Consider the following 12,498-nt stretch of genomic DNA (forward strand, 5'->3'; position numbering starts at 1 on the left):
CATTTAAAAATCCAGATTTAACAGCTTCTTTCATTTTATCTTCATTAACCTTAATAGTATATATTATTTTTTCCATTATTGAAACACACATTTCAATTGTGTTTACACTGTCGAAAAATCCTTCTTTATCTTCTTGCATATCTTTGTTATAAGCTAACGGAAGGCCTTTCATAACCGTTAAAAGTCCAAAAAGATTACCATATACTCTTCCTGTTTTTCCTCTTATTAATTCTGCTCCATCAGGGTTTTTCTTTTGTGGCATTATACTACTTCCTGTAGTATATAAATCATCTATTTCTACAAATTGGAATTCTTGACTACTCCATAATATTAACTCTTCACTTAATCTACTTAAATGCATCATGATTATTGAAAAATTACTCATTAATTCTAATAAGTAATCTCTATCGCTGACCCCATCTATATAGTTTTCTACAATTCTCTTAAATCCTAGTTTTTCTTTAGTTATATTTCTATCTATGCTATGAGTAGTTCCAGCTAAAGCACCACATCCTAAAGGAGATTCATCCAATATTTCTAAAGCATTTTTAAGTCTTTTTTCATCTCTGTCAAACATGCTATAATAAGCCATTAAATGGTGCTTAAAGGTTACTACCTGAGCTCTTTGAAGATGAGTATATCCTGGCATAATAACTGGATTTTCATATGCCACTTCTTTTATAGTATTTTTTAAATTAGATATTAGATTGATTATATTAATCGCCTTTTCTTTAGCATATAATCTCATATCAGTAGCAACTTGGTCATTTCTACTTCTGCATGTATGAAGTTTTTTTCCTAAATCTCCAATTCTATTTATTAGATTTATTTCTATAAAACTATGTATATCTTCATAGTTTCCTTCAAGTAATAATTTACCATTTAAAATATCTTTATATATGCCAACTAAACCATCTGTTATAGCTATTCCCTCTTCTTCTGTTAATAGCTTGCAATGAACTTGCATATATACATGAGCAATACTCCCTTCTATGTCTTTTTTATATAAAACGTTATCATAGTCAAATGATTTATTAAACTCCTCCATAAGTTTATTTTCTTCTTTTCTAAAACGTCCACCCCATAGTTTCATGTTATTCACCTCGTATTATATATTTTTAATTTATATAGATATTATTTCCAGTATAGTAAGTATTAAGCTATAATTCCAAATTTATTCGTAATTACTACTCCAAATAAAATTTAAATAAAAAAGCCTCTTGGTCTAAAGACCAAGAGGCGAATTTACAATCCGTGTTACCACTCTTATTGATAAGAATGCTTATATAATAAGTAGTTTAAAATATTAAAAAAGTCCCTTGGTTATAAAACCAAGAGACGAAATATTCCGCGTTACCACTCTAATTAATAAGTAAAACTTATCCACTCTAATCTCTTAAGGCGAGATATACCTAATGCCATACTAATATTTCAAGCATTCTCCTCCAAAGCTCTCTTCAATATAAATTTTACTATTAGGCTCACACCAACCCTAACTCGCTGTAGCTTATTTTATACTTACTTTCTTTTTCACCGGATTTTCATTTTTCATTTTCATATATTATAATCGTAAAATTTAAAATAGTCAATATATTTTTTATATTTTAATTTTTATTCTTTATAATTTAATTTTTAATATTCAAGTGTATCATTTGTTACAGACTTTTATATAAAGGGTATGTATAATTTTATATATAAAATTATACATAGATTTTTTAGGAGGATTTATTATGAGTTGCGGATGTTCTAATACAGATAAAAATAATGGTGAAAATGTAGTTGATTTAGTTAGAAGTAAAGGTAAAGATGAGTTTCCTTTAAGAACTCCTCATGAAATAGAGTGTGTTAATTGTTCTAAATCATTTACTATGAGAACTCATGTAGATAAGTGTCCACACTGCTTTATGGTTTATGGTGTTACTCCTTGCAGTTCTAGCGATAAAAGTAATATAAAACCTGCAGGTATAAACTACTAAAATAAAAAAGCTTCTTATAAATTATAAGAAGCTTTTTTATTTCTCATTAGATGTTATTACATAGGTCATCATACAATTTAATTCCATTTCCATGTACCGTTATTAAATTTTTAGGTTTTATTATATTCACAGTCTTTATTAAATCATCGTACTGAGCATGTGATGATAAACTTATTTCAATCAAATTCACCTTGATAGTGTCATATGGCTTTAGCTTCTTTTTTATTATATCTCTATCCATACACCCACAATTTAAAATAGTTACTATATCATTATCTTCTAAAACTAGATTATAATAATTTTCTGATATACTTTTATCATTTAAAATTCCACCACTTACAATTATAACATCGTTTTCATAATATTTTTCATAAATAGACTTATGTTTTTTATAATCTATTTCTTTATTTATATTATTTTTTTTGTCTACTTCATTATAATATTTATTAACTTTAACAGCTAAACCATCTATTAAAATATTTGCCTTTGTTGTACTATTTTTTATTAAATCGTAGTACTCTTGTGTTATTCCAATAGTAGCAGATGGAATTAACACCTTTTTTTTGTTTTTTACAGATAAATTAGTGAAATAATTAAATAATTTTTTACTATATCTATAAGGCAAAGCAATTCTCTTATTTCCATATGTAGTTTCCATAATAAGATAATCTGTATTTTCAAATTTAACAAAGCTTTTTTCATCAATATATCTAGTAGTTGATTGTCTATTAAAAGAAAAATCCCCTGTATATATTATTCTTTTGCCTTCATATTCTATACAAACTCCAACTGAACCTTTTATATGATTAGAAGGAAAAAATGTTATTTTAAAATCATTAATCATAAACTGTTCATTATCTTTTTTTATTTTTAGCTTATTAGAATCTATATCATACCCTGTTGATACAACATCAATAATATTGCGAGTATCTTTAGTCATATAAATTTCATTTACATATGGTTGTAAAATGTCTAAACTCCCGTAATGGTCTAAATGAGCATGACTTATTATTAATGACTTTATTTTATGTTTAGGAATATTATTTTCATTTAAAAACTTTTCTATATTAATTTTTTTAATTTCTGAGTTTATTATTTCTGCTCCACAATCTAATATTAAGTATTCATCTTTTATTTTTAAAATATGCATACTAACTAAAGACTTTCCTTTATAGCTAAAAATTTTTATAAAGTCATCTTTAAATTCATATTTTTCTATTTTATTAGGTATATAATTATAATTTGTATTTTGTAAATCTATTATATCTAATAATGATTTACAGATATACTTAGGAAGATTATCACATGATACTTCGCTATATAATTCCTTATTATCAAAATTATCTATTTTGGATTTATAGAGGATAATTAATTCTTCTAATTTTAATTCTTTTAATATATTTATAGTTTCATACAAATATTCTTTATATGATTTCAATAATTTTTCTATTTCTAGGCCATTTGATTGTTCTATTTCTTTATTTATATTATTTTTTATTTCCTCGATAAAATTAACTAATATGTATAAATATTTTTTTCTTTTATCTTTTATATTATCTATTTTATAATTTAAATCATCTGATGGATTTAAAGATATTCTAAAATAAATCAATAAATCTATAAATTCATCTATATCGCATTTATTTGAATTTATTATATCCATTATTATTTCTTTATTTTCTTTAAACATATATTCTGCTTGTTCATATAGGTTTAAATGTAACAACGATAATACAGAATATATTATCCCCAAGCTATTTTTGTTAAAAGAAGAACTTTCTAATCCATATTGAAAAGATAATAAATACTCGCCTAATTTATACTTTGTATAAGCTAAAACTTCTAAAAAATCTTTCTTTCCCCTTTGAATATAAGATATATTCTCTATAAAGTAATCGACTTTTTTTATATTTTTTATATCATCATATTTAGAATTTTCCATTGTATAAATTATTTCTTTTTCTATTTTTTCAACATATGATTTTTTAACTATAGTATCTTTATATATATACATAATTATTTTGGAGGATCTACTTTCAATCTTTTAAGCATTGATATTGCCTTAAATTTTATCCTTGGGCTACATTTTTCATTTTCAATTATAAAAAATAATATATCTATAAATTCATCTTTATTTTTATCATTAAGTAATCTCTCTATTAAACTTATTAAAGCCATATATATATTATCAGAATAAATTATATTAGATTTACCGTCTATGCCAATAGCCTTTTTTATAGATGAAAGGGCTACATCTTTAAAATTAAATTTAGGCTTATCACATAATTCATATGCTCCATTTATAGCCTTAATAATTTTTACTTCTTCATTACTGTTTAGATATTCATCATAAATAGTTTTTATTGCATATCTTAAAAGTTGATTACTTTTATATGCGCAATCTCTTATTATAGAAAATACCTGTCTACTTTCATAATAATCTTCTTCTAAAAATTCTCTTATTAACTCTATTGCACTTTTTTCATCTCCTAAACTACACATAGCTGCGCTGCAATATACTTTTTTAGTGATATCATTTTTATTTTTATTTATTAATTCTAAGAATCTAGGGCTCAAACCTTTCCTAGAACCCCATTGTGCTAATGTAACTAATGCTGTACCTATTTCTATAGAGTTGCATGAATATTTATTAAGTATATCTATTACCATATCTTCAACTTTTAATGAATTAGAGTATCTAATTGCTAAAAATGCATTTTTCCTAGTGTTGCTATTATTCATCCATCCTTCAAACGAGCTATAAAAATCATTTTCTACATCCCAATTCTTCGCTTTTTTTATCATAGTATCTAAAGTAACAGATTCATCTTTAGTTCCTGATGGTATAGTTCTACTTATTATTTTTCTAGCAGTTTTATTTATACTTGGTATTTCTAAATACTTTTCTGCCTTTTCTATAGCTTTATTTCCAAAGCTTTTTGTGTAATTATGTATAAAGTATTTAGCCATCTGTACTTCTGTATTATCTGATTCTTGTGTTATACTTATTAGTTTTAAAGCGTAATCTATGCATACATCATCATTTTTATTCATAAAAGCTTTCAAAGCTTGTAGTCTAGTGTCCCCTTTAGTATGTCTGTCATAAATAATTCTTAAGAACTCTGCATCATTTATTTTTCCACAGGCATTTATTAATATCATAATCTGAGCTGACCATGACCATTCATATAATATAAATCTAATCGTATCTTTATATTCCTCTTTATTTTTATTATAGATTTCTGCTATAACATTTCCGATTGTTTCTATTAATAAGTTATTATTGATTAATATATTATTAATCGTCTTTGATGCATATAATATGGCTTCTATAGGGCATGTATTTTCATCTATCATATCTTGCGAAATAAATCTTAAATCCATCTCAAGCTCATGTAATTTTCCTGGATTTATCCCCCCTAATGTAAGCTTTTCATAAGCTCTCAATAACTCTTCTATATAATACGGTTTAAAGTTCCAATAAAATAATTTATTATTACAATTATTAGTACTCTCTCCACCGCCTTCACTTACCTCATTTATATCACTTAAACTAACCGAAGGCTTTGAGATACTCATATTATTTCTGTATTTTTCTAAATCTTCTAAGCTTTTTAATATCACAAAAATCCCCCCTTATATAATTTCTTTTCTTTTAAATCAACCTCTTGTTTTAATTCTATCTTTTCTCCATCTACGTCTACTGATAATTTTAAATATTTGTCTTTATCTATTGAAAAATTTATATCCATTGGTGTTCCTGGCTTTTTAGGAGTCTTGAAATAGGCCTTATATTTTCTTTGTATTCTCATTTTAGAATCATATTGGTCTATTCCTGCATAAAGGTTTATTTCCACGCCCGATGGGCTTGTAGTTTTTAACGCCCCTTCTAACTTTCCTTCATATGGAACTTCTTGATTCGAATTAATTATAACTACTGGCAGACCTTGTTTCACATCGATCATTATAGCTTCTGCTAGCACTCTTGTTAATTCAAATTTTTTATTTTTCTTTATATCTGCATTTTTATTTGATATCTCATTTATAGAATTAGGTCTATTTATTATAGTTTCATAATAATCGTATATGGCTGCCCCTTTTGCAACTGATATTAGAGGGTCTGCAGAGTTTATAACTTGTTCATCTTCAAGATTTAATATTTTTTTTATTTTATCTCTTACTAACTGATACTTTGTCATTCCTCCTGTTAAAAATAAATAATCTATACTATCTTTACTTATATCATAATCTCTTAATGTATTTAATATAGGATCAACTATATTCTTTTGAGCTTCTTCATCAAGCCTTTTATTAGTTGGAGTGGACTTTATAAAAAACTCTTTTATGGCATCATCATACTCATCTTTATTTATGCAAAATTGAACATGATCATCTTTATAAAAATCCATTATGTAATGATCAAAACTTTCTCCAAAATAGCAATTCATCTCTACATCTGATGATATTCTTTCCTTTGCTTTTTCTGCAAATATTCTTAAATGCCTTACCATATTTTCTCTATCTTCTTTATTTAGCTCACTATATTTTAAATTATATCGTTCTAAAAATTCGTTTAGCTTAACTAATGCAACTTTGTTATCAAAATCGATGCCTCCTAGTTCATCATATCTACCTATTGCAACTTCAGTAAATTCGACTTTTCTTCCATTTTGTATTACATCTACAACAGCTACGTCGCATGTACCTCCTCCTAAATCAAATACTAATATTCTAGTGCTTTTACTTAAATCAACTTGTCTTTGACTTTCTATTAAATTTGTTTGTTCATTTATAAAATCGATAAGAGCTGATGTAGGCTCTGGTATAAGATTTACATTTTTAAATCCGATTTCTAATGCTGCATCTTTTGTATCCTTAATTTGATCTGTATTAAATGATGCAGGCACTGTTATTGTTACACTATCGACATCATTTCCTTGATTATATCTTTTCATAGAGTCTCTACATGCTTTAAGGATTTGCTTTGCAACATCTTTAGCACTATATTCATAGTTTCCTAATAACCATTTTTTATTAGTTCCTATATACCTTTTCGTATTATATAAAACTTTTTTAGATGCTTTCGATTTTATTTCTTTAGCAATTTTACCAACATACTCTTTTCCATTTTCATCAACATATAATACTGAAGGTAATATAAACTCCATTGTCGGAGATTTATTTTCATCAACTTGCATAACTTGTATAATCTGAGACTGTATCAATCCATTAAATAATAAATTTCCCTTTGAAACTACAGTATTAGTTGTTCCTAAATCAATACCAAAGTAAATATCATTTCCTGATTCTCTATTCATAATTTAATCCCCCTTAATGTTCACATATGGTTTTAATATTTCTTTATTATTGTAAAACCATGCTGGATACAATACTTTCCCTTCGCATGAGTCAATATCTGATATATCTTTATTTAGTCTATAATTATAAAAAGAATACTCCTCTACTTTTACATTATCCCCCACTTTTATTGTTTCCCTCGGAAAAATTCCCATCTCTCTTAGCACATTAAATAAATTAGTTGCAACAAACATTAGATTAGCTTCTTCTTTACCTTTTGAATAACAATAAAGTCTATCTAGTAAATTACCATTTGTTGAATCATTCATATTTTGCACTAAGTCAATTAAAGCTTTTGAATATTGATCTTTAGCATATCCAACTAGTTCCATATTTTCTATCTGTAGTTTGTTTAATTCATTTTTAAGGCTTACTTCTTTATCAATATACTCATTTATAATTAAATTATTTAATTCTATATCTTTTTTTAATTTTTCTATATGTTCTTTCAATTTATCAATTTCTTCTGTTTTTTCATTACTTTTTAGGATTACGTTTTCCTCGGAGTTGCTATTTTTATGTATTATATAATTTAGTTTTAACTTTATATTATTTCTATTCTCTATAGCTTTTATAGTTTCATCAAATGCTAATTTTATTTCTTTTTGCTTATCATCTAAGGCTTTTTTACATATAAAAAATAGTTTTTTATCTTTAAATAAATAATCAAAATCTGATAGAATTATATCTTTTTCACCTAAATTAATTTTATTTTTATTAAATTCCCTATACATAAATGCTTTTAATTTTTCTTTTGATGGTTCATCATTATTTACTACAATCATCATAAGGTATAATTCTATAAGTATAGATATTATAAATTTTTCACTTTTTATGCCTTCAAATCCTTCATCTTTAACAATTTTATATGGCAATTTATGAGATTTTACATATTTAGCTATTATAGAAAAGCTTTTTTCTATATCTAAATTCCATTTATCCATGTAATCATAAAACCTTAATCTCATTACATCATAATATTCTCCTGAGCTTTTATCAAATGCAATTAAGTTTAAAAATACAGTTAATTCATTTATAAATTCATTTCTATTATTTTTTATACCTAATTCATTAACTACATCCTTTATTCCTATTTTTAAATTCCCCAATTTTACCTCCCACAACCTGCACTTTATTTTACTTAATTAAGTTTACCAACTAATAAACTTCGATATTTTTCCTTAAATACCTTCTTTTTTTCCTATAATAACTTTTTATTTATAATAATAAAAGGAGTAGATTAACGTCTACTCCTTAATTATATTCAAGTGTTAATTTATTTTTAACTAATTATTTGTATTATCCAAATATTTTAGTAGTTAAAGAACATCCTGTACAAGTAGCAGCAACTCCACCTAATGCAGTTTCTCTTAACTCCATAGGAAGTTCTTTACCTACTTTGTACATTGCAGCAACTGTTTCATCAAATGGTATTATGTTTAATATTCCAGCTAGGCATAACTCTGCTGATATTAAAGCATTTGCTACACCTATTGCGTTTCTTCCTTGACAAGGTGCTTCAACTAAACCTGCTATTGGGTCACATACAAGTCCCATAACATTTTGTAGACAATGAGATGCAGCATGTATAGCTTGCTCAGGTGAACCACCCATCATCTCTACTACACCAGCCGATGCCATTGCTGCAGCAGCTCCAGTTTCAGCTTGACATCCACCTTCTGCTCCAGATACTGTAGCATTTCTAGTTATTATAACACCTATTGCAGATGCAGTGAATAACGCGTCTATCATTTCTTCATCGTTAAATCCGTATTCTTTACCTATAGTAACAACAGCTCCTGGAAGTATACCGCAAGATCCTGCTGTTGGTGCAGCAACTATTAATCCCATAGAAGCATTAACTTCCATAGTACCCATAGCAGCAGCCATAGCTTTATTCATTAATTCTCCACATACAGTTCTAGATGAACCTCTGTATTTAGTTAACTTTTTAGCTTCTCCACCTATAAGTCCACCCATAGACTTTATATCTTCTTCTATGGCTTTCTCTATAGCTGCTTTCATTATATTTAAACTAACTCTCATTTTTTCTCTTACTTCTTCAGTAGATAATCCTGCAAGTTCAGCTTCTCTCTCTAAACATATTTGGTGTATTGGCATTTTAAGCTCATTACATTTTTCTAATAATTCTGCTCCGCTTGTGAAGTTATATTTCATTTTTTTATCTCTCCTTACTCATTAGAATTTGTCTAAAACTACAACCTTAGCTACTACTTCAAATTTCTTTAATTGATCTATTAAATCTCTTTCTAATTGATCATCTGTCTCTAGGGTTAAGAATGTGTATTCAGATTTAGCTGGTTTGTTTGTTGACATTGTTGCTATATTTTTATTGTTATGAGCAAGTAATCCTGTTACAAATGATATTGCACCAGGGATATCTTTTATTTCTAAAACTACAGCTGCTCTTGCTCCATTGAAGTCTAATTCTAATCCGTCCATCTCTGTAAGTTTTATGTTTCCTCCACCTATAGATGCACCTTTTACAGTTGATATTGTACCGTCTTCTAATAACATTTCTATTTTAACAGTATTAGGATGCACATCATCACCTAAGTTAGCTTTTATAAACTCAAACTTAACTCCAGCTTGCTCAGCTAATTCAAAAGAGTTTTTTATTCTAGCATCATCTGGTTGAAACCCTAAGATTCCTCCAACTAATGCTTTATCTGTACCATGACCTTTGTAAGTTTCAGCAAAAGATCCATGAAGATAGAATTTAACTTCTTTTATAGATTTCCCTGCTATTTTCGAAGCAGTTTTTCCAAGTCTTGCAGCTCCCGCAGTATGGGAACTTGATGGTCCTATCATATTAGGCCCTACGATATCAAATACACTATAATCTTTAGCCATTATATTACCTCTTTCTTTTGTCTTAAAAATGTCTTATTAATTTCAATATACCTTTTAGATTTAATTATTGCATAATTCTTTGATGTCTTATTGATATCTATATACCCAAAATTTTTAAATATAAAATAATTTATATTTCACTTTGCATAAATAGTATCTATCTAAAGATGCCATATAATTCATTGATTATTTTAGATAAATTGTAAACTATATATATATAAATAAGATTTTGTAAATACTTATTAAATCTTACTATTTAACTATTTAGATATATTTATAAAATTATTAATAAAATGATTGCACATACATTTTATGCACTGAAAATAATTACAAAATGACCAGTTTGCTACTGGTCATTTTATTTTTCTTAAGAAGAATTATATTACAGCAATTACTTCTATTTCAACTTTAACGTCTTTTGGAAGTCTTGCAACTTCTACACAAGCTCTAGCAGGCTTGTTATCACCGAAGTATTCAGCATAAACTTCATTTATTTGTGCGAATTCATTCATATCTTTTATGAATACTGTAGATTTTACTACATGTGAAAAATCTAATCCTGCTTCAGCTAATATAGCTTGAACATTCTTTAAAGATTGAGCTGCTTGAGCTTTAACATCTCCTTCAACTATTTCCATAGTTTCTGGTACAAATGGAACTTGCCCAGATACAAATAACATATTTCCAGCTTTAACAGCTTGAGAATATGGTCCTATAGCTTTAGGTGCATTATCTGTATGTATTACTTGATGTTTCATGTTGTAGTCCTCCTAGTAAATATATATTTTAATATAAAGTACACGTTTTCATATACCATTATACTATTATATATGCATTAATGTATATATATTTTTTAAAATGTGGTACAAAAAGTATAATTATTTTTTATACCACATTTTATTTTCATTTTTTAACATATTTTAATATTTTTTGTAGATTTATCTTGTGTATTTTAAAAAAATTATTACATTTCTATTATTTCAAATCCACCTTTAGTTATAGCTTCTTTTAATTTAGCTATATGTTCATTGTTAAATGTTTCTAATGTTAACTCAGCTGTTTGTTCTCCTAAATTACCACCAACTGTTAATCTTGATAAATTTGCACTTAATATATTTCCATCATTTTCACTTATTATCTTAGTTAATTCAGCAAGTCCACCTGGCTTATCTTGAATTACTGTGTTAAATGAATACCTTCTACCTTCTTTAGTTAAAGCAGCTCCTATTACTCTGTATAATGTGTTAACATCCACATTACCTCCAGATATTATACAAACTACATTTTCCCCTTCTTGTGGTACATATTTTTTATTTAATAAAGCCGCTGTAGTTACTGCTCCTGAACCTTCAGCTACAACTTTTTGATTTTCCATTAAGAATAGCATACCTTGAGCTATTTCATTTTCTTCTACTACAACTACTTCATCAACTAATTCTTTTATTATGTCAAAAGTAAGATCCCCTGGTGTTTTAACAGCTATACCATCTGCTATTGTAGTATTTTTGAATGCTGTAGTTACTTTACCTTGTTTCATCGATTCATGCATTGATGGTATGTTTGCTGTTTGAACCCCTATTATTTTTACGTTAGGATTTAAAGCTTTAGCAGCAACAGCTACACCAGCTATTATACCTCCTCCACCAATTGGACAAAGTATTGTGTCAACGTTTTCATTTAATTGTTCGAATATTTCAAGAGCCATAGTTCCTTGTCCTGCTATAACATGCTTATCATTAAATGGATGTAAGAATGTAGCCCCAGTTTCTTTTTGTATTTCAACAGCCTTTGCATAAGCATCATCATATACTAACCCGTTTAATACTACTTCAGCCCCATATCCTTTGGTCGCTGTAACTTTTGCAAGTGGTGCAGTTGCTGGCATTACTATTGTTGCTTTTATTCCACTCATCCTAGCACCTAATGCAACACCTTGTGCATGGTTTCCTGCACTTGATGCTATAACACCGTTTGCCTTTTCTTCATCTGTTAAATTTGCGATTTTATTACAAGCACCCCTTACTTTAAAAGAACCTGTTTTTTGAAGATTTTCACATTTATAGAAAACATTTGCTCCAGTCATTTGACTAAGTTTAACACTTTCTAATATATCTGTTTTTTTAACGATATCTTTGATTGTTTCTCTAGCTTCATTTATATCTTGTAAAGTAACCTTTGTCATAATTTTAACTCTCCCTGTAGAACAAATTTTGTATTTTATATATTATTTTCCTTGACACCTATATTCTATAATCTTTTTTTACAAAAATCAACATGAAAACGCTATTTT

10 protein-coding genes and 1 other annotated feature are annotated in these 12,498 nt (G+C 27.1%); of the genes, 1 reads left to right on the top strand and 9 read right to left on the bottom strand.

Going from position 1 to position 12,498, the window contains the following annotated elements:
- A partial coding sequence (gene argH / locus BN899_RS11895) for an argininosuccinate lyase (RefSeq protein ID WP_042275672.1) occupies positions 1-1,093 on the bottom strand: 1,093 nt, incomplete at its 3' end.
- A gap of 238 nt (positions 1,094-1,331) precedes the next feature.
- Positions 1,332-1,543 (bottom strand) — a binding site (T-box leader).
- Between the two features lie 187 nt (positions 1,544-1,730).
- Between argH and BN899_RS11900 the strand changes: the two genes are divergently transcribed.
- Positions 1,731-1,976, top strand: a complete 246-nt coding sequence (locus BN899_RS11900; RefSeq protein ID WP_042275673.1) for a hypothetical protein — start codon at positions 1,731-1,733, stop codon at positions 1,974-1,976.
- A gap of 46 nt (positions 1,977-2,022) precedes the next feature.
- On the opposite strand, the gene BN899_RS11905 is transcribed toward BN899_RS11900, so the two are convergent.
- The 8 genes from BN899_RS11905 to ilvA all read right to left on the bottom strand — a co-directional run bounded on the left by BN899_RS11905 (position 2,023) and on the right by ilvA (position 12,390).
- Positions 2,023-3,990 (bottom strand): MBL fold metallo-hydrolase, encoded by a 1,968-nt coding sequence (locus BN899_RS11905; RefSeq protein ID WP_042275674.1) that lies wholly within the window; start codon positions 3,988-3,990, stop codon positions 2,023-2,025.
- A 2-nt stretch (positions 3,991-3,992) separates the two neighbouring features.
- A complete protein-coding gene (locus tag BN899_RS11910) occupies positions 3,993-5,600 on the bottom strand; it encodes a hypothetical protein (RefSeq protein ID WP_042275676.1) in 1,608 nt (535 codons plus the stop codon).
- Positions 5,597-7,294: an Hsp70 family protein gene (locus BN899_RS11915; protein WP_052356844.1), complete on the bottom strand. Its 1,698-nt coding sequence runs from the start codon at positions 7,292-7,294 to the stop codon at positions 5,597-5,599. The genes BN899_RS11910 and BN899_RS11915 overlap by 4 nt, the downstream gene beginning before the upstream one ends.
- Before the next feature lie 3 nt (positions 7,295-7,297).
- Positions 7,298-8,443 (bottom strand): hypothetical protein, encoded by a 1,146-nt coding sequence (locus BN899_RS11920; protein ID WP_042275678.1) that lies wholly within the window; start codon positions 8,441-8,443, stop codon positions 7,298-7,300.
- Between the two features lie 190 nt (positions 8,444-8,633).
- On the bottom strand, positions 8,634-9,512 hold the full coding sequence (sdaAA, locus tag BN899_RS11925; RefSeq protein ID WP_042275679.1) for an L-serine ammonia-lyase, iron-sulfur-dependent, subunit alpha: 879 nt from the start codon (positions 9,510-9,512) through the stop codon (positions 8,634-8,636).
- 21 nt (positions 9,513-9,533) lie between these two features.
- Complete coding sequence (gene sdaAB / locus BN899_RS11930; RefSeq protein ID WP_042275681.1) at positions 9,534-10,208, bottom strand: L-serine ammonia-lyase, iron-sulfur-dependent subunit beta; 675 nt, start codon at positions 10,206-10,208, stop codon at positions 9,534-9,536.
- 377 nt (positions 10,209-10,585) lie between these two features.
- Positions 10,586-10,966: a RidA family protein gene (locus BN899_RS11935; RefSeq protein WP_042275682.1), complete on the bottom strand. Its 381-nt coding sequence runs from the start codon at positions 10,964-10,966 to the stop codon at positions 10,586-10,588.
- 206 nt (positions 10,967-11,172) lie between these two features.
- Positions 11,173-12,390, bottom strand: coding sequence for a threonine ammonia-lyase (gene ilvA, locus BN899_RS11940; protein ID WP_042275683.1), 1,218 nt, complete (start codon positions 12,388-12,390; stop codon positions 11,173-11,175).
- Positions 12,391-12,498 lie beyond the last annotated feature (108 nt).

The sequence above is a fragment of the Faecalimicrobium dakarense genome (assembly GCF_000499525.1).
Lineage (GTDB): Bacteria > Bacillota > Clostridia > Peptostreptococcales > Peptostreptococcaceae > Faecalimicrobium > Faecalimicrobium dakarense.

Excerpts from the sequence above, each read along its gene's own strand:
- BN899_RS11900 (WP_042275673.1), top strand. The coding sequence starts at position 1,731 with ATGAGTTGCGGATGTTCTAATACAGATAAAAATAATGGTGAAAATGTA.
- BN899_RS11905 (WP_042275674.1), bottom strand. The coding sequence starts at position 3,990 with ATGTATATATATAAAGATACTATAGTTAAAAAATCATATGTTGAAAAA.
- BN899_RS11915 (WP_052356844.1), bottom strand. The coding sequence starts at position 7,294 with ATGAATAGAGAATCAGGAAATGATATTTACTTTGGTATTGATTTAGGA.
- sdaAA (WP_042275679.1), bottom strand. The coding sequence starts at position 9,512 with ATGAAATATAACTTCACAAGCGGAGCAGAATTATTAGAAAAATGTAAT.
- sdaAB (WP_042275681.1), bottom strand. The coding sequence starts at position 10,208 with ATGGCTAAAGATTATAGTGTATTTGATATCGTAGGGCCTAATATGATA.
- BN899_RS11935 (WP_042275682.1), bottom strand. The coding sequence starts at position 10,966 with ATGAAACATCAAGTAATACATACAGATAATGCACCTAAAGCTATAGGA.
- ilvA (WP_042275683.1), bottom strand. The coding sequence starts at position 12,390 with ATGACAAAGGTTACTTTACAAGATATAAATGAAGCTAGAGAAACAATC.